The organism is Variovorax sp. 770b2, from assembly GCF_900115685.1.
In the GTDB taxonomy this organism is placed as follows: Bacteria; Pseudomonadota; Gammaproteobacteria; order Burkholderiales; family Burkholderiaceae_C; genus Variovorax.
On the sequence record NZ_FOXJ01000002.1, the window covers coordinates 1 to 17,542 of the forward strand.

Below are 17,542 nucleotides of genomic sequence, written 5' to 3' on the forward strand. Positions count from 1 at the left end.
AGAATCTTTTTATCGGCCAACTCATCAGCAACCGCCCCTTCCAGGGCAACCACCGAATCACTACTAGAGCGTCATCAGCCGAGCCCACGAGTATACGTCGATATTTCGGGTTAACGCTACCCCCGGTGAGATTTTGTTCTTGAGTACCAGCTCAGCTTGCGCATACAGATGGAGGCGACGCCTGCGCTCTGCTAATAGAGATGTAGAGATGTGCATGCCGCTCTCTGGACAGCGAATTCCACCCACACATGAAAAAAGCCGCCCGAAGGCGGCTGTCTATCTCACGCAAGTTAACTCAGCTTAGTAGTAGCGCGAGCTGTTCATGCGGCGCATTGCTTCATAGAGCGTCGGCATGCGCGCTTCCTGCGAACGGGTGCTCATGCGGGCCAGTGCGTCGATCTTGGCAACTGCAGCGGCGGGCACCGTGCCTTCCGATTGCTGGCGCCACACGGCGGCTTGCAGTTCCTGCATCACACGCGGGTCGTTCTTCGCGGTTTCCATGAAACGCGCGTCGGCGCGGGCTGAGGCACGGCGTTCAGCAGCTGCCTGCCAGAGGCCGGCGATGCTGCTCTTGCGCACCGAGCTTGCGAACAGCGCAAACAGGGCGATCGCTGCCAGGCAGAAGATGGTCCATGCGGCGAGCAGTGCGCCTTCGTTCCAGTTGGAGACGAGTGTGTCGGCGACCACGAGCACCGCTGCGGCGATGGCAACGATGAACAGGGCGATCAGCGGGCGGGCGCCTTCGGTGCCGGCGCGTGCAGCCTGGATCTGCTCGAAAAGAACTTCGGCGCGACGGACGCCGGGGTGGACAGTGGGTTGGTCAACGTGGACAAAGCTGGTCATGGTGCGATCCCTCCGGGGATGAATGGCAACGAGTGCCGATGCCGTGATATTAGGGGTTACCCTAATGCTTTGCCACTTTATCTTTCTGATGTTTATCATTCACAGCGCTGATGGACGTCAACTTTCGCACGCTCGACCTCAACCTGCTCCGCGTCTTCGATGAGGTGATGGCAGAGCGCAACCTCACGCGCGCAGCCCGCAACCTCTCTATTACCCAGCCCGCGGTGAGCAATGCGCTGCGGCGCCTGCGCGAGGTGCTGGGTGACGAACTGGTACGCCGCGCCGGCGCAGGCGTGGAGCCCACGCCGCGGGCGCTGGCGCTCTGGCCGACGGTGCGCGACGCACTGCGCCAGCTGCAACACACCCTGGCACCGGGCGAGTTCGATGCAGCAACCGCCGACACCACCTTCCTCCTGGCCATGGCGGACGCCACCGCCGCGGAGCTGATCCCCGGCCTGGTGCAGATCGCGGAAAAGGAAGCCCCCGCCATTTCCTTGCGCGTGCTCCCGCTGACCACGCGCGACCCGCGCCGGATGCTGGAGAACGAGGAGGTCGACATGGCAATTGGCTACTTCCCGGCCGTGATCGCCAGCCTGGCGGCGCGGGGACAGTCGGGGGTGGGGGTGCCATTCGAGACCCAGCGGCTTTATCTGGGCCAGTATGTGTGCGTGATGCGCCGCGGCCATCCGCTCGCGAATGCGCCGCTCACGCTGGACGACTACTGCGCCGCGCGGCACCTGCTGGTGAGTTTTTCGGGGCGGCCCTACGGCTTCATCGACCAGACGCTGGGCGCCATGGGGCGCGAGCGGCGCATCGTGGTGACGGTGAACCAGTTCTTCACGGCGGGCCGGGTGGTCGCGAATTCAGACCTCCTGACCGTGCTCCCCCGTCACTTCGTGACCGTGACGGGCATCGACGACCAGCTGGTGCTGCGCGACCTGCCCTTCGACCAGCCGCCGGTGCACGTGGATGCCATCTGGCACCGGCGCGCCCAGCATGGGCATGCGCATGAGTGGCTGCGGACCGCGCTGTTGCGGTCGGCCGCGGCAGCCTTCGCGGGTTCGATCCTCGGGCAGAAGGTGCCCGACTGACCGACGTTGCTCAGCGGACGACGCTGAGCCAGGCGGATGCGGCTGCGCGCAGTTCCTGCGCGTGGTGCGCGCCGCGGCCGGCGCGAACGTCGGCGCTTTCCATCAGCGCGGCGGCGTGGCTGGCCGGTGCGCTGTCGCTGGAGGAACGGAAGAAACGGGCCACTTGGGCGAGGAGGCTGAACATGGTGTTGCGCGGCTTATGGCCGTGCTCTGAGTGGTTGATGTTCCAAGATTAAGGGTTATCCCTAAGAAAACAACCCAGACCTTATGCGCTTCGTGCATGGGGCAATTCACCTAGACTGACCCGACGATGAAGCTGCAACTGCTCTCCGACCTGCACCTGGAGTCCCACCCCCGCTTCCACGCCGAGCCGATCCCGGGCGCCGACCTGCTGGTCCTGGCGGGCGACATCGGTTCCTATCAGGAAGGCTCCCGCCTCGCGGACACCGATTTCGGCCTGGGCCATTTTTCGCCCCGCAACGGCTGGCCGGTGCCGGTGGTCTATGTACCGGGCAACCACGAATACGACAACGCCGACTTCGACGAGACGCACGACCGGCTGCGCACCCTCTGCACCGAGCTCGACATCCAGTGGCTGGAGCGCGAGACCCTCGTCATCGACGGCATCCGCTTCATCGGCACCACGCTCTGGGCCGACTTCGACGCGCTGGTCGAACCCACCGACGGCATGGCCGAGGCGCTCAAGAAGCGCGGCAAGGCGATGCGGGCCGCCGACTTCTACCTGGAAAAGATGGCCACCCGGCGTCACGGCGAGATCTTCCTGTCCGGCCCGCTGCGCGAGCAGGCGCTGGTGTGCCAGGCGTGGCTGCGGCAGGCGCTGGCCGAGCCTTTCGACGGCACCACCGTCGCGATCACGCATTTCGCGCCGACGCTGGCCAGCGCCGATCCGCGCTACGGCCTGACGCCGGGCACCGCGGGCTTCTGCAATTCCCTCGACGAACTGCTGCCATCTGCCCAGCTCTGGCTGCACGGCCATCTGCACTGCGCCTTCGACTATGTGAAGGACGGCTGCCGCGTGGTGGCCAACCCGCTGGGCTACAAGCGCAACGGCGAGCAGGAAGGCTATCGCCCCGACCTGCTGATCGACGTGCGCTGACCCCGGCATCGCTGTAACGGCCGGCTACCGCCGCGCCGCATCCGCTGTGTAGACTGCCTCGAGCCCATCCTGGAGAGAGACATGACACAGCCACAACAGCGCCGCACGTTCCTTCAACACACGGCCGGCGCCGCCGCAACGGTCGGCCTGCTCTCCGCCTTGCCGAAGGCGCTGGCCCAGGCACCCGACGCCGCCGGCAAGGCCATGGGCCAGCTCTCGATGGCCGAGATGTCGCGCCGCCTCGCGGCCGGATCGCTCAGCAGCAGCCAACTCGTGGAAGAAGCGCTGGCCGCCATCCAGAACCCTGCGGGCGAAGGCGCGCGCACCTTCATCCAGGTGCACGCCGCGTCGGCGCGCAGCACCGCGGCGCGGCTGGACGCCGAGCGCAAGAGCGGCCGCGAGTCCGCCTCGCCGATCTCCGGCATCCCGATCTCGCTCAAGGACCTGTTCGACGAAGCCGGCGTCACCACGCTCGGCGGTTCCGTGGTGCTGCTCGGCCAGCCGCCGGCGCAGCGCGATGCGATCGTGGTCGAGCGGCTGCGGCGCGCGGGCGCGATCGTCATCGGGCGCACCAACACGGTCGAGTTCGCCTACACGGGCCTGGGCATCAATCCGAACTACGGCACGCCGAAGAACATCTTCGACCGCGCGACCGGCCGCATTCCCGGCGGCTCGACCTCGGGCGGCGCCATCTCGGTGACCGACGGCATGGCGGCAGGCGCCATCGGCACCGACACCGGCGGGTCGCTGCGCATTCCGGCGGCGCTCAACGGGCTGGTGGGCTTCAAGCCCACGCAGCGCCGCATTCCGCTCGACGGCGTGATGCCGCTGTCGACCTCCTTCGACTCGGCCGGGCCGATGGCGTGGACGGTGGAAGACTGCGCCCTACTCGATGCCGTGCTGGCCGGCGAAATGCCGCGCGCTCCCAAGGTGCTGTCGCTGCGCGGCCTGCGCTTCGCGGTGCCCAGGACCTTCTTCCAGGACGACCTCTCGCCGCCCGTCGCCGCGGCCTTTGCGTCGGCGCTGTCCAGGCTCTCGGCCGCCGGAGCGACGGTGACCGAGTTGCCGATGACCGAGTTTGCCAAGGCGCCGACCATCAACCCGCGCGGCATGATCACCGCCTCGGAGGCCTACGCCTGGCACCGCGAATTCATCAGGACGGGCGCCGCCAAGTACGACCCGCGCGTGCTGGCGCGCATCAAGACCGGCGAGACGATCACCGCGCCCGACTACCTGCAGCTGCAGGCGCTGCGCCGCCAGTTCATCCGCTCGATCAACGCCGCGGCCGCCGGCTACGACGCGATGCTGATGCCCACCACGCCCGACATCGCCCCGCCGATCGCCGAGGTGCTGAAGGACGACGACACCTACTACCGCATCAACGGCCGCATGCTGCGCAACCCGTCGGTGGTGAACCTGTTCGATGGCTGCGCGCTGTCGGTGCCCTGCCACGACGCGGGCACCGCGCCGGTCGGGCTGATGGTGGCCGGCATCGGCAACACCGATCACCGGCTGCTGGCGGTCGGCGCGGCGGTGGAAGCGGTGGTGACGCCGCGGCGCAGCCTGAACAGCTGAAGCGCGCTCGGCGCAACACTCGACACAGCCTTCGGCGCAATCAGCGCGAAGCCAGCCCGTCGAAACAGGTGCCGAGCACGAGTTCGACGATCTGCGCGTCGCTCTGCAGCCCGCCGGCCTTGAGGAACCCGAGCACCGGATCGCAGGCGCGCGCGAACAGCGTGTAGAGCACGGCAATCGCGGGCAGCTTCGGGTTCAGCGTGCCATCGGCCTGCGCGGCCTGGATCCAGCCGCCGAGCGTGTCGCTGATCGCGACCAGCCGGTCGAGATAGCCGCGGTTGTTCATCAGCGCGGCGCGCAGGGTGGAGTTCTGGTGCGGCAGCGAGGGCATCTCGCCGGCCAGTTGCGCCTCCATGGCCCAGCGCACCACCGCGCGCAGCTTGTCGATGGGTTTCTGCTCGGCCGGCACCGACGCCAGCACGTCCTGCGTGCGCTGCATGAGGCGCACCATCGCCGCGGCCGCGAGGTCTTCCTTGCTGGGAAAGTGCTTGTAGAGGCTGGCCTTGGCGATGCCGACGGAGGCGGCGACCTCGTCGACCGTCATCGATTCGAAGCCCTTTTCGGCCAACAGGCGGTTGGCCGTCTGCACGATGGCCTCTTCGCGGGCCTGCAGCATCTGCTCCTTGAACGAGGGCTTGGCGGGGACGGCGGCGGTGGTCATGCGGAAATTCTAGTCTTGGCCGTCGCCGGCCAGACGGCGCGGCTGCCGAAATACCGTCCAGTCTTTTGCAGACCGGCCAGTTCCGCTCAGGCGTTGCGCCCTTTGGAAACCAGCTTGATGCCGGGCATCAGTTCGGCCGCGAGCTCGGGCCGCTCCAGCGCGTAGTCGAGGTTCATGCGCGCGATCTCCACGTGCTCCTCGCCCAGCGCCTGCGCGCGCGAGCCCTGCCCGCGCTCGATGGCCTGCACGATGGCGTGGTGCGTGCGGTGCGCCTGGCGCATCCACTGCTGGCCTTCTTCCATCGACGACTGCATCGGCAGCATCGCGCTGGGCGCGGCGAAGGGCTGGCCGCCGAGCATGTCCATCACCCGCTTGAGCGCGAGGTTGCCGCAGCCCTCGACGATCAGCTTGTGGAAGCGGTCGTTCATCTCGACGTAGGCCGCGTAGTCGTCGATTTCCATGGTGGGCTTGTTCACCGCCCTGTCGCCGGCGTCCAGGCAGTCCTTCAGGTCGCGCAGCAGTTGCCGCGGCGCGCCGTCTTCGGCCAGGAGGCGCGCGGCAAAGCCTTCGATCACGCCGCGCACGCGAATGGCGTCGGCCACCTCCTGCGAGGTGAAGCGGCGCATCTGGTAGCCGCCGCTGGGCGATTGTTCGATGAGGCCCTCGTGCTCGAGGCTGGCGAGCGCCAGGCGCACCGGGGTGCGCGAGGCTTCGAGCTTCTCGGCGAGCGGAATCTCGGCCAGCCGCTCTCCGGGCACGAATTCGCCCTTGAGGATCATGTCGCGCAGTTGCACGAGCACGCGGGATTGTTGAGAGTCCATCGGGAGGCGCCGGGAGCAGGAATGAGCGGATTCTAGGAGACGGGGCCGCCATTGCACGCAGCTTATTTGGCTTGGCTCATTTGTTGCATGCACTTCTGCACAACATGTGTCAAAAACACACGTCACACCTAGAGTTAACCCTGATTTGTGGCGCATCGAGCCCCGAAACGGGGCGGAATCGCAGATGAAAGTTTGACTCGGATCGAGGCTCACCAAGACAATGCATACAGTTGCATGCAATGCCTGCAGACCTCTTTCCGAAGCACCCACGATGGAGCCCGCACGATGATCAGCGCCGAGCAGAACGAACTCATCACCCGCGTCGGACGCGACGCCCCCGCCGGCAAGCTGCTGCGCCGCTACTGGCAGCCGGTGGCCCTGGCCGACGAACTGGCGGGCCCGCGCCCGGTCAAGCCCGTGAAGCTCATGGGCCAGGACTTCGTGCTGTTCCGCGACGAGAGCGGCCAGCTCGGCATGCTCGATCGCGACTGTCCGCACCGCGGCGCCGACCTCGCCTTCGGCCGGCTGGAGAACGGCGGCATCCGCTGCGCCTTCCACGGCTGGCTGTTCGACGCCAAGGGCAATTGCCTCGAGACCCCCGCCGAGCCCGCCACCAGCAAGCTGTGCAGCCGCGTCAAGCAGTCGGCCTATCCGGTGGTCGAGAAGGCGGGCGTCGTCTTCGCGTACATCGGCGAGGGCGAGCCGCCGGCCTTTCCCGACTTCGACTGCTTCGTCGCACCCGACACCCACACCTTCGCGTTCAAGGGCCTCTTCGAGTGCAACTGGCTGCAGGCGCTCGAGGTGGGCATCGACCCCGCGCACGCCTCGTACCTGCACCGCTTCTTCGAAGACGCGGACACCTCCGAGAGCTACGGCAAGCAGTTCCGCGGCGCCTCGGCCGACTCCGACATGCCGATCACCAAGGTGCTGCGCGAGTTCGAGCGTCCCGAGATCAGCGTCGAGCCGACCGACTACGGCTTTCGCCTGAAGGCGCTGCGCCAGCTCACCGAATCGACCACGCACGTGCGCGTGACCAACGTGGTGTTCCCGCAGGCCTTCGTGATCCCGATGAGCGCGGAGATGACCATCTCGCAGTGGCACGTGCCGGTGGACGATACGCACTGCTACTGGTACGCCATCTTCACCAGCTTCACCGGCCCGGTCGACAAAGAGCAGATGCGCGACCAGCGCCTGAAGCTCTACGAACTGCCCGACTACACCTCGCGCAAGAACAAGCGCAACAACTACGGCTACAGCATCGACGAGCAGCTCACCGAGACCTACACCGGCATGGGCGACGACATCAACGTGCACGACCAGTGGGCGGTGGAGTCGCAGGGCGCCATCCAGGACCGCACGCGCGAGCACCTGGGCAGCACCGACAAGGGAATCATTGCCTACCGCCGCGTGCTGGTGAAGGCCATCGAAGCCACGCTGGCCGGCGAGACCGCGCCGATGCTGATCGACGCGGCACAAGCGAGCACCATGACCGGCCCGCCCTCCATCGACGGCATCGGCCACGTCGCGGGCGAAGCCGCCACCGAGACCTACTGGCAAGAGGCCGACCGCGCGCGGCGCCTGAAGTCCGACTGGGCCTCCGCACGGCTCGCCGCCTGAGCGCACGCCCGATGAACGCCAACACATTCGTCGACCGCTTCGGTCTCTGGTCCGACGACCAGCATGCACAGGCGCGCGAACTCGTGCGCCGCATCGACAGCGGCGAGGTCGACCTCGTGCGCTTCGCCTGGCCCGACCAGCACGGCATCCTGCGCGGCAAGACGCTGGTCGCCACCGAGGCGCGCTCGGCGCTGTGGGAGGGCGTGAACCTCACCTCCACGCTGCTGGCCAAGGACACCTCGCACAAGACCGTGTTCCCGGTCTTCACCACCAACGGCGGCTTCGCCATCGAGGGCCTGCAGGGCGGCGCGGACTTCACCATCGTGGCCGACCCCGCCACCTTCAAGGTGCTGCCCTGGGCGCCGCGCACCGGCTGGATCCTGTGCGACGCCTACATGGCCGACGGCAAGCCCTGCCCCTTCGCAACGCGGCAGATCCTGCAGCGCGCGGTAAGCCAGCTCGACGAATTGGGGCTCGACTTCATCGCCGGCCTGGAGGTGGAGTTCCACGTCTTCAAGCTGGACGACGCGCGCATGGGCCTGGCCGATTCGGGCCAGCCCGGCGAGCCGCCGCGCGTGTCGCTGCTCTCGCACGGCCACCAGTACCTCACCGAGCTGCGCTACGACCGCGTGGACGGGCTGATGGAGCTGCTGCGCTCGAACCTCATCGCGCTCGGCCTGCCGCTGCGCTCGCTGGAGATCGAATTCGGCCCGAGCCAGTTCGAGCTGACCTTCGGCCCCACGGCCGGCGTGATGCCCGCCGACACCATGGTGCTGCTGCGCAGCGCCATCAAGCAGATCTGCCAGCGCGCCGGCCTGCACGCCAGCTTCATGTGCCGGCCGAAGATTCCGAACGTGATGTCCAGCGGCTGGCACCTGCACCAGTCGCTGCGCCGCAAGAGCGACGGCGTCAATGCGTTCATGCCCGAGGCGCAAGGCCAGGACCTGAGCGAGATCGGCATGCACTACCTCGGCGGCCTGAAGGCGCACGCCTGCGGCGCGGCCGCGCTGGCGAGCCCCACGATCAACGGCTACCGGCGCTACCGCCCCTTCTCGCTCGCGCCCGACCGCGCGATCTGGGCCAGGGACAACCGCGGCGCGATGCTGCGTGTGCTCGGCGGCGTGGGCCAAAGCGCCTCGCGCATCGAGAACCGCGTGGGCGAGCCGACGGCCAATCCGTACCTGTATCTCGCATCGCAACTGTTCTCGGGCCTGGACGGCATCCGCCACAGGACCGACCCCGGCCCCTCGGCCGATGCGCCCTACGAGACGCCCGCCGAACACCTGCCGCGCTCGCTCGGCGACGCCCTCGCCTGCCTGCGCCGCGACGAAATGCTCAACACGCAGATGGGCAAGGTCTTCATCGACTACCTCTGCCACATCAAGGAAGCGGAAATCGCCCGCTTCAACCTCGAAGTCTCGGAGTGGGAACACCGCGAGTACTTCGACATGTTCTGAAAATGCGCGCCCCGGCTTTTCACTTCGCTTCGCTGCGTGCAACTCCACCCCCCAAGGGGGAGGCGCGGCTCGCCTTGGGGCGGCCCGGCGGCGGCCGCCTCTTCGACTGAACCTTCAATGCCCACGATCCACTACATCCTCAAGGACGGCACCACCCGCGCGGTCGACGCCAAGATCGGCGCCAGCGTCATGGAGACCGCCATCCGCGGCAACGTGCGCGGCATCGACGCCGAGTGCGGCGGCTGCTGCTCCTGCGCCACCTGCCATGTCTACGTGGACGACGCCTTCGCCGCCCTGCTGCCGCCGCCCGACGACATGGAGAGCGCATTGCTCGAAATCGTCGCGTCCGAACGCCAACCCACCTCGCGCCTGAGCTGCCAGCTCAACGTGACAGCAGCCCTCGATGGCCTGAGGGTGCGCATTCCAGAGACACAGGTCTGACGCACACTCGCCCGCTTTGCATCCACTCCACCTGAAAGGCGTTTTTCCATGACGACGATGACGAAGAGAACCGTTCTCTCGACCCTCCTGCTCGCCGGCTTCGGCATGCTGGGCACCGTGGCCGCGCAGGCCGCCGACGAGCCGCTGCGCATCGGCCTCATTGCCACCTACTCCGGCCCCTACGCCGACTACGGCCGCCAGTTCGATGCCGGCATCGCGCTCTATCTGAAGGAGCACGGCGGCAAGGTGGGCGGGCGCACCGTCGAGATCATCAAGAAAGACACCGCCGGCCCCGCGCCCGATGCCGCCAAGCGCATCGCGCAGGAACTGGTCGTGCGCGACAAGGTGAGCATCCTCACCGGCCTGGACTTCAGCCCCAATGCCTATGCCGTGGGCGCCATCGCCACGCAGGCCAAGATCCCGACCCTCGTGATGAACGCGGCCTCCTCGGCCATCACCAACAGCTCGCCCTACATCGCGCGGCTGTCGTTCACCGTGCAGCAGGTCACCGACCCGATGGCGCGCTTCATGCTGAAGGAAGGCATCAAGGACGCCTACACCGTGGTCGCCGACTACGCCTCGGGCGTCGATGCCGAAACCGCGTTCAAGAAGACCTTCACCGCCGGCGGCGGCAAGGTCTCGGGCGAGGTGCGCACGCCGATGAACAACCCCGACTTCTCGGCCTACGTGCAGCGCATCAAGGACGCCAAGCCCCAGGCCGTGTTCTTCTTCTTCCCCTCCGGCGTGATGCCGCCGGCCTTCCTCAAGGTGTGGAAGGAGCGCGGCATGGAGCAGGCCGGCATCAAGCTCTACGCCACCGGTGAAGCCACCGACGACAGCTACCTGGACGCCACCGGCGACGTGGCGCTCGGCCTGGTCACCAGCCACCACTATTCGTTCGCCCACAATTCGCCGAAGAACCAGAAGTTCACGCGCGACTTCGCCGCCGACAACGGCACCAAGCTGCGCCCCAGCTACTTCGCCGTGACCGCCTACGACGCCATGGCCGCCATCGACCTCACGCTGCAAAAGACCAAGGGCGACGCCGGCGGCGACAAGTTCATGGACGCGCTGCGCGGCCTGCGCTTCGAGAGCCCGCGCGGCCCGATCGAGGTCGATCCGCTCACCCGCGACATCGTGCAGACGGTCTACATCCGCAAGACCGAGCGCGTGAACGGCCAGCTGGTGAACGTGGAGTTCGACAAGTTCGACCGCGTGAAGGACCCGGCCAAGGAAAGCTCGAACTAAGCACGCCGGCAAGCAGCGCAGCCAGCAACAGGAGGCCCATGGGCATCGTGATCTTCGACGGGGTGGCCTACGGCATGCTCCTGTTCCTCATCGGCGTGGGCCTGTCCATCACGATGGGGCTGATGAATTTCGTCAACCTCGCGCACGGCAGTTTCGCGATGGTGGGCGGCTATGCGGCGAGCGTGCTGATGAACCACTTCGGTCTGGGCTTCGGGCTCTCGCTGGCCGCCGCCTTCGTGGCCGCGGCGCTGGTGGGCGCGGTGCTGGAGTTCGTGTTCTACCGGCGCCTGTATCGCGCGCATCCGCTGGACCAGGTGCTGCTGTCGATCGGCGTGGTGTTCGTGTCGATCGCGGCGTTCACGTATTTCTTCGGGCCGACGATGCAGCCGTTCACGCTGCCGCCGGCGCTCGACGGGCAGGTGGCCATCGGCGGGCTCGAGGTGGGCCGCTACCGGCTCTTCCTGATCGTCTGCGGCGTGGCCGTGCTGGCCGCGTTGCTGCTGGTGCTGGGCAAGACGCGCTACGGCGCGATGGTGCGCGCGGCGGTGGACAACCAGCGCGTGGCCGGTGGCACCGGCATCCACGTGCAGCGCCTTTTCTTTTTGACCTTCTCGCTGGGCTGCGGCCTCGCGGGGCTGGGCGGCGCGCTGAGCCTGGGCATGCTGGGGCTGGAGCCGTCGTTCCCGCTCAAGTACCTCGTGTACTTCCTGATGGTGGTGTGCGTGGGCGGTGCGGGCACCGTCACCGGGCCGTTCATCGCGGCGCTGCTGGTGGGCATCGTCGACGTGGCGGGCAAGTACTACTGGCCTGAAGCGGGCGCCTTTCTCATCTACGTTTTCATGATCGTCATGCTGCTGGTGCGGCCCAACGGCATCGTCGCGAAGAAGGGGCTCGCATGAAAGGCATCAGCGTCTCCCCCGCGCAGTTGCGCATCGCCGAAGCCGCCTTCTGGCTCGCGCTTGCGTCCAGCTTCTTCCTCTTGCCCGACAAGCTCACGCTGATGAGCCAGATCATGATCTTCGGCCTGTTCGCCGTGTCGCTGGACATGGCGCTCGGCTACGCAGGCATCCTCACCGTCGGCCACGCCGCCTTCTTCGGCGCGGGCGCCTATGCGGCCGGGCTGCTCGCGAAATACGGCTGGAGCGAACCCTTCACCGGCCTCGTGTTCGCGCTGGTCGTGAGCGGCCTGCTGGGCTACCTGCTCAGTTACCTGGTGGTGCGCGGCGCCGACCTCACGCGGCTGATGATCACCATCGGCGTGTGCGTGCTGCTGTACGAACTGGCCAACCGGCTCTCGGGCATCACGGGCGGCACCGACGGCCTGCAGGGCGTGGTCATCGCGCCGGTGCTCGGCCTCTTCGAGTTCGATCTCTACGGCAAGACCGCGTTCGGCTACGCCTTCGGCGTGGTGCTCGCGATGTTCCTCGTGGTGCGGCTGGTGCTGCGCTCGCCCTTCGGCCTGGCGCTGCGCGGCATCCACGACAGCCGCAAGCGCATGACGGCCATCGGCTCGCCCGTCGAGGCACGGCTGCGCATGGCCTACGCCTTCTCGGCCGCGGTGGCCGGCGTGGCGGGTGCGCTGCTCGCGCAGACCACGCAGTTCGTCGGCATCGAATCGCTCAGCTTCAACCGCTCGGCCGAGGTGCTGATCATCCTGGTGCTCGGCGGCACCGGGCGCCTGTACGGCGGGATGATCGGCGCCATCGTCTACATGCTGGTGCACGACTGGTTCGCGGACATGAACCCGCAGTACTGGATGTTCTGGCTCGGCATCTTCCTGATCGCGGCGGTCATGCTGGGGCGCGGCGGGATCATGGGCGCGCTCTCGCGCTTCGTGCGGACGGGGAAGGCGCGATGAGCCCCACGCATACCCTGCGCACGCACAACCTGGGCATCCGCTTCGGCGCCTTCCAGGCGGTGAGCGAGGTGAACCTCTCGCTCGAACCCGGCGCGCGGCAGGCGCTGATCGGCCCCAACGGCGCGGGCAAGACCACGCTCATCAACCTGCTCACCGGCGTGTTCAAGCCCACGAGCGGCTCGATCCACATGGGCGATCGCGACATCACGCGCCTGGCGGGCGACAAGCGGGCCCGCATGGGTCTCGCGCGCACCTTCCAGATCAACACGCTGTTCCCGAGCCTCACGCCGCTCCTGTCGGTGGTGCTGGCCATCAGCGAGCGCGAAGGGCTGGGCGCCACCTGGTGGCGGCCGCTCAGGGGCTGCACCGCGGTGTTCGACGAGGCGCATGCACTGCTCGGCACGCTGAAGCTGGACAGCCTGGCGGACGTGCCGGTCTCGGAGCTCGCCTACGGCAAGCAGCGGCTGCTGGAGATCGCGCTCGCGCTCGCGGCCAAGCCCCGCATCCTCCTGCTCGACGAACCCGCGGCCGGCGTGCCCGAGGACGAAAGCGGCGAGCTCTTCGAGGCCATCGCGGCGCTGCCCGACGACATCAGCGTGCTGTTCATCGAGCACGACATGAAGCTGGTGTTCCGGTTCTCCCGCCGCATCTCGGTGCTGGTGGGCGGACGCATCCTCACCGAGGGCACGCCCGCCGAGATCGGCGCCGATCCGCGCGTGCGCGAGGTCTACCTTGGGAGTTCGCACCACCATGCCTGAAGCAAGAAAAGAAGAAGTCCTGGCCTTCGACCACGTCACCGCCGGCTACGGCAACGCCGTGGTGCTCGACCGCCTCGACTTCTCGCTGCAGCGGGGCGAGAGCCTCGCGATCCTCGGGCGCAACGGCGTGGGCAAGACCACGCTCCTCGAAACGCTGATGGGCAACACGCGCGTGATGCAGGGCGCGATCCGCTGGCAGGGCGCGGACATCACGCGCTGGCCCTCGCACCAGCGCGTGCGCGCGGGCCTGGGCTGGGTGCCGCAGGAGCGCGAGGTGTTCCCCTCGCTCACCGTCGAGGAGAACCTCACGGTGATCGCGCGGCTGGGCGGCTGGAACCTGAAGCGCGTCTACGACTTCTTTCCGCGCCTGCGCGAACGCCGCGGCAACTACGGCAACCAGCTCTCGGGCGGCGAACAGCAGATGCTGGCCATCGGCCGTGCGCTGATGACCAACCCCAAGCTGCTGCTGCTCGACGAGCCCATGGAGGGGCTCGCGCCGATCATCGTGGAGGAGCTGTCCGCGGCAATCCGGCGCCTCTGCGAATCGGAAGGGCTGGCGTCGATCGTGGTCGAGCAGCACCCGGTGCTCGCGCTGGAGATGACGCACCAGGCCATCGTGCTGGAGCGCGGCACCGCGGTGCATGCCGGCCCGAGCGCGGGGCTCGCGGCCGACAGGGGGCTGCTCGAAGGGCTGCTGGGCGTGGGGATCGCCGAGGATCTGGCGCGCTGAGCGGCGGGCCCGGTGTCAGGCCACGGCCTCCTGCTTCAACCGTTTCGCGCAGACCGAGAACCGCCATGCGGCCAGGCAGGCGGCCACGAAGCTCAGGGCCCATGAGATGCACAGGTATGCGTACATGAGGAAGGCCAGCCCGATCTGCAACACGGACCTCAGGAACGAGGTGCCCTCGCCGACGATGTAGAACTCCGCGAGGGCATGGACGCCCCACCACACGGCCAGCGGCAGCGCCGCCACGCAGAGGCCATAGGCGAGGCTGGCGGTCACCGGGCCCACGCGTCCTTGGGCGACGGCGCGGTGGCCGACCTGATAGAGGACGACGCTCAGCACCACGGGGGCGGCCAGGCCGAAGGAAATGCAGAAGTCGAGGACCATGCGCGCACTGTAAGGTGCCATCCCCCGGAAACAAGCCGGCGTCCACCGCAGTACCGGTGGACGCTACCGCGGGCCACGGCGCGCGGTACGCGGCCGCGCTGCGCGGATCAGCTCAGCATCTGCCCGCGGCTGCCGATCACGGCCACGTCCACGAACTGGCCGCCTTCGCGGTTGTTGCGGCCGTAGTGCAGCTTCATTCCACCCAGGTCGAAGTTCTCGATGCTGGCCAGGCCCGCCATCACCGAGGCGCGCGTGGGCGAGCCACCCGCACGGCGCAGGCCCTCGGCGAGCACGGCGGCGTTGATGTAGCCCTCCAGGCTCGTGAGCGAAAAATCCTTGGTGCCGTTGGCCAGCATGTCGGCCTGGTAGCGGCGCACGATCTCGAACTTGGTCGAGTACGGCGAGGGCACCACGATCACGAAGCCCAGGCCCCGCGCGAGATCGCCCATGGCGGCCAGCGCGCTGGCCGTGATCGACAGCCCGTAGGCCGAGCTGTTGCCGCCGGCATCGCGCAGCGCCTTCATGAAGACCGGCGCCGTGCCGGCCAGGCCGATGATCACGACCTGTGGCTTGGCCTTGGCGATGGCGTCGGCCGCGGGACCGACTTCCATGCTGGTGGTGTTGGGCGTGGTCGCGATGACGGCCGGCTCCAGCTTGGCCTTGGCGAGCGCGGTCTTGAAGGCCGCCAGCACCGACTGGCCCAGCGGATCGTTCGAGTGCACGAGGCCGATGCGGCTCTGGCCCAGGACGGCCGCCGTGGTCACCAGCTTTTCGACTTCCTGGTCGTAGTTCACGCGCACCCAGAAGGTGTTGGGCGCAGTCTTCTTGCGCAGCGCGACGGTGCCGGTGATCGGGCCCACCACGGCCATGCCGGGCACGGCGTCCATCACTTCGGAGGTCTGGCGCGTGCCCAGCGGGTGCAGCAGCGCGAGCACCGAGCTGTCCTTCTCGAAGGCCAGCGCGTTGGCCTTGGCCACTTCGGGCTTGAAGGTGTCGTCGGCCATGACCAGCTCGACCTTGGTGCCGTTGAGGCCGCCCGACTTGTTCAGCGCGTTGAAAAAGGCGCTCGAACCCTGGAAGAGCCCCTGGCCGTTGGCCTTCTCGACGCTGCTGTTGTCGAAGGTGGTCCCGATGCGGATCGGCTTGCCCTGCGCGAAGGCCGGCATGCCCAGGCCCGCGGCGGCGGTGGCGGCCAGCCCGGTCAGCACACGGCGACGGCTGGTGGTGGGCGGCGCGAGGAACACGCGCTGCTCGGGAACGGTCATGGTCGGGGTCTCCAGAATTCGGTGACAAAAGTACACATTTCAACAAGAAATGTAACGCACGTCACCGTGCCGGAGATGACAGCCGCTGCAGCGCCTCTAGAGCAGTTCCTCGCCCACGATGGGCAGCAGCAGCCAGTTCTTGAAGCGCAGCCAGAGGAACTCGCCGGGCTCGTCTTCGTGGACGATGTCGCCGCCGGCGTCGTCGTATTCGAGCCACTGCACGCGCCGGCCGTCGGGCCCCAGGCGCAGCCGGTAGCCCAGGTTGATGCGCTGGCCGTTCATGAGCTTGTTGTAGTCGCCCACGAGTTCGGGGCTGTCGATCACCAGGCCCATTTCGGTGTTGACAGCGGCCGAGCGGTGGTCCAGGTTCATGGAGCCGACGAAGAAGCGCTCGTCGTCGACCACCGCCAGCTTGGCGTGCAGCCGGCTGATCGACTTGCCGAAATCCCCGAACTGGCCCGAGCGCCCGCTGAGCATGGGCGCGATCTCGTAGATGGCAACGCCGATCTTCAGCATGTCGGCGCGGTAGCGCTCGTAGCCCGCATAGGCCAGCGGCTCATCGGTGGCGCCCAGCGAATTGGTGATCACGGTGATGCGCCCGCCGCTCTCGATGGCCTTCTTCATCATCGCCATGCCGCGCGTGCCCGGAATGAAATACGGCGAGCCGATCTTGACCTCGCGGCGGGCCGAGTTGATGACGCTCAACGCGCCCTCGGTCACGCTGCCGGCGTAGGCTTCCTCGGCATTGCGCGTGATCTTCTCGGGGTCGTCCACGAACAGCGTGCCCGGCGCCCAGTAGCGGTCGATCTTGCCGGTGATGAGCTGCTCGCCGACGGGCGACTTGTTCAGCACGTCGCGCGGCCGAATCGGCACGTCGGGCACAGCCGTGCGCACGATCTCGTCGAAGCGCCGCTGCCCGGCCTCGGGCGTCGAGCGCAGCGGCGCGATGCGCTCGATGGGCCAGGCGTGCGAACTGTTCCAGTAGCGGTCGAACCCCTCGGACATCTGCCGCACGATCGGCCCGCTGGAGATCACGTCCATGTCGATGAAGTTCGCGGCCGTGCTGCGCATGAAGTACTCGTTGCCGATGTTGCGTCCACCCGAGACCGCGAAGCTGTTGTCCGCGATCAGCAGCTTGTTGTGCATGCGGTGGTTGATGCGGCCGAAATCGGTGAGCGAGAACAACAGGCGCGTGGTCAACGAGTTCGCGCGCGAAGGCAGCGGGTTGAAGAGCCGCACCTCCACGTTCGGAAAGGCCGAGAAGGTGCTGAACACCTCGTCCTCGCCGGCTGTGTAGAGGTCGTCCACCAGGAGGCGTACCCGCACACCGCGCGCCGCGGCCTCGCGCAGCTCCTTCAGGAACAGGAGGCCCACGTCGTCCTTCTGGATGAGGTAGTACTGCACGTCGAGCGATTTCTCGGCGTGGCGCGCGAGCGAGATGCGCGCATCGAATGCGAAGGCCGCCTCGGGCAGCAGCCGGAAGCCCGAGAGCGCGCTGGACTCGCCCGGCACGCCCTTGGCCGCGAGCTGCCCGAGTTCGGTCTGCGCCACGTCGGTGAAGGCCGTGGCCGGCGCCCGCGCCTCGGACGGCGGCAAGCTGACGCAACCGGTCAGCCACGCGGCCGCGAGCATCCCCAGGAGGGCGGTGAAACTGCGGACAAGGGAGGCACGCATGGGCC

The 17,542-nt window shown here is 67.7% G+C and carries 18 protein-coding genes; 11 read left to right on the forward strand and 7 right to left on the reverse strand.

The window, feature by feature from the left end:
- Positions 1–300: 300 nt before the first annotated feature.
- Positions 301–843, reverse strand: coding sequence for a hypothetical protein (locus BM133_RS15555; protein ID WP_093435372.1), 543 nt, complete (start codon positions 841–843; stop codon positions 301–303).
- 110 nt (positions 844–953) lie between these two features.
- On the opposite strand from BM133_RS15555, the gene BM133_RS15560 reads away from it, so the two are divergent.
- Positions 954–1,934, forward strand: a complete 981-nt coding sequence (locus tag BM133_RS15560) for a LysR family transcriptional regulator (RefSeq protein WP_093435373.1) — start codon at positions 954–956, stop codon at positions 1,932–1,934.
- A gap of 10 nt (positions 1,935–1,944) precedes the next feature.
- Here the strand turns inward: BM133_RS15560 and BM133_RS35155 are convergent, their stop codons facing one another.
- Positions 1,945–2,118 (reverse strand): hypothetical protein, encoded by a 174-nt coding sequence (locus BM133_RS35155; RefSeq protein WP_176660965.1) that lies wholly within the window; start codon positions 2,116–2,118, stop codon positions 1,945–1,947.
- 126 nt (positions 2,119–2,244) lie between these two features.
- On the opposite strand from BM133_RS35155, the gene BM133_RS15565 reads away from it, so the two are divergent.
- Positions 2,245–3,051, forward strand: coding sequence for a metallophosphoesterase (locus tag BM133_RS15565; protein WP_093435375.1), 807 nt, complete (start codon positions 2,245–2,247; stop codon positions 3,049–3,051).
- 81 nt (positions 3,052–3,132) lie between these two features.
- Positions 3,133–4,626 carry an amidase gene (locus BM133_RS15570; RefSeq protein ID WP_093435376.1) on the forward strand — a complete coding sequence of 498 codons (1,494 nt, stop codon included), beginning with the start codon at positions 3,133–3,135 and terminating at the stop codon, positions 4,624–4,626.
- Between the two features lie 40 nt (positions 4,627–4,666).
- Here BM133_RS15570 and BM133_RS15575 read toward each other — a convergent pair whose 3' ends face one another.
- Together BM133_RS15575 and BM133_RS15580 are read right to left on the reverse strand one after the other, a co-directional pair.
- Positions 4,667–5,287 (reverse strand): TetR/AcrR family transcriptional regulator, encoded by a 621-nt coding sequence (locus BM133_RS15575; RefSeq protein ID WP_093435378.1) that lies wholly within the window; start codon positions 5,285–5,287, stop codon positions 4,667–4,669.
- An 86-nt stretch (positions 5,288–5,373) separates the two neighbouring features.
- Positions 5,374–6,108: a GntR family transcriptional regulator gene (locus tag BM133_RS15580; protein WP_093435379.1), complete on the reverse strand. Its 735-nt coding sequence runs from the start codon at positions 6,106–6,108 to the stop codon at positions 5,374–5,376.
- Positions 6,109–6,393: 285 nt separating this feature from the next.
- Here BM133_RS15580 and BM133_RS15585 point away from each other — a divergent pair, with 285 nt between their 5' ends.
- The 8 genes from BM133_RS15585 to BM133_RS15620 all read left to right on the forward strand — a co-directional run bounded on the left by BM133_RS15585 (position 6,394) and on the right by BM133_RS15620 (position 14,217).
- Positions 6,394–7,725, forward strand: coding sequence for an aromatic ring-hydroxylating dioxygenase subunit alpha (locus BM133_RS15585; protein ID WP_093435381.1), 1,332 nt, complete (start codon positions 6,394–6,396; stop codon positions 7,723–7,725).
- An 11-nt stretch (positions 7,726–7,736) separates the two neighbouring features.
- Positions 7,737–9,182 (forward strand): glutamine synthetase family protein, encoded by a 1,446-nt coding sequence (locus BM133_RS15590; protein ID WP_093435383.1) that lies wholly within the window; start codon positions 7,737–7,739, stop codon positions 9,180–9,182.
- Between the two features lie 117 nt (positions 9,183–9,299).
- A complete protein-coding gene (locus BM133_RS15595; protein WP_093435385.1) occupies positions 9,300–9,623 on the forward strand; it encodes a 2Fe-2S iron-sulfur cluster-binding protein in 324 nt (107 codons plus the stop codon).
- A 48-nt stretch (positions 9,624–9,671) separates the two neighbouring features.
- Entirely contained in the window at positions 9,672–10,871 is a 1,200-nt protein-coding gene (locus tag BM133_RS15600; RefSeq protein WP_093435387.1) for an ABC transporter substrate-binding protein, read from the forward strand.
- Between the two features lie 38 nt (positions 10,872–10,909).
- Complete coding sequence (locus tag BM133_RS15605) at positions 10,910–11,770, forward strand: branched-chain amino acid ABC transporter permease (RefSeq protein ID WP_093435389.1); 861 nt, start codon at positions 10,910–10,912, stop codon at positions 11,768–11,770.
- Positions 11,767–12,729 (forward strand): branched-chain amino acid ABC transporter permease, encoded by a 963-nt coding sequence (locus BM133_RS15610; protein ID WP_093435391.1) that lies wholly within the window; start codon positions 11,767–11,769, stop codon positions 12,727–12,729. The genes BM133_RS15605 and BM133_RS15610 overlap by 4 nt, the downstream gene beginning before the upstream one ends.
- A complete protein-coding gene (locus BM133_RS15615) occupies positions 12,726–13,487 on the forward strand; it encodes an ABC transporter ATP-binding protein (RefSeq protein ID WP_093435392.1) in 762 nt (253 codons plus the stop codon). The genes BM133_RS15610 and BM133_RS15615 overlap by 4 nt, the downstream gene beginning before the upstream one ends.
- Positions 13,480–14,217 (forward strand): ABC transporter ATP-binding protein, encoded by a 738-nt coding sequence (locus BM133_RS15620; protein ID WP_093435394.1) that lies wholly within the window; start codon positions 13,480–13,482, stop codon positions 14,215–14,217. The genes BM133_RS15615 and BM133_RS15620 overlap by 8 nt, the downstream gene beginning before the upstream one ends.
- Positions 14,218–14,232: 15 nt before the next feature.
- Here BM133_RS15620 and BM133_RS15625 read toward each other — a convergent pair whose 3' ends face one another.
- The 3 genes from BM133_RS15625 to BM133_RS15635 all read right to left on the reverse strand — a co-directional run bounded on the left by BM133_RS15625 (position 14,233) and on the right by BM133_RS15635 (position 17,537).
- Positions 14,233–14,598, reverse strand: a complete 366-nt coding sequence (locus BM133_RS15625; RefSeq protein ID WP_093435396.1) for a hypothetical protein — start codon at positions 14,596–14,598, stop codon at positions 14,233–14,235.
- Between the two features lie 107 nt (positions 14,599–14,705).
- Entirely contained in the window at positions 14,706–15,863 is a 1,158-nt protein-coding gene (locus tag BM133_RS15630) for an ABC transporter substrate-binding protein (protein WP_093435397.1), read from the reverse strand.
- A 96-nt stretch (positions 15,864–15,959) separates the two neighbouring features.
- Entirely contained in the window at positions 15,960–17,537 is a 1,578-nt protein-coding gene (locus tag BM133_RS15635; RefSeq protein WP_093435399.1) for a phospholipase D family protein, read from the reverse strand.
- Positions 17,538–17,542: the final 5 nt, after the last annotated feature.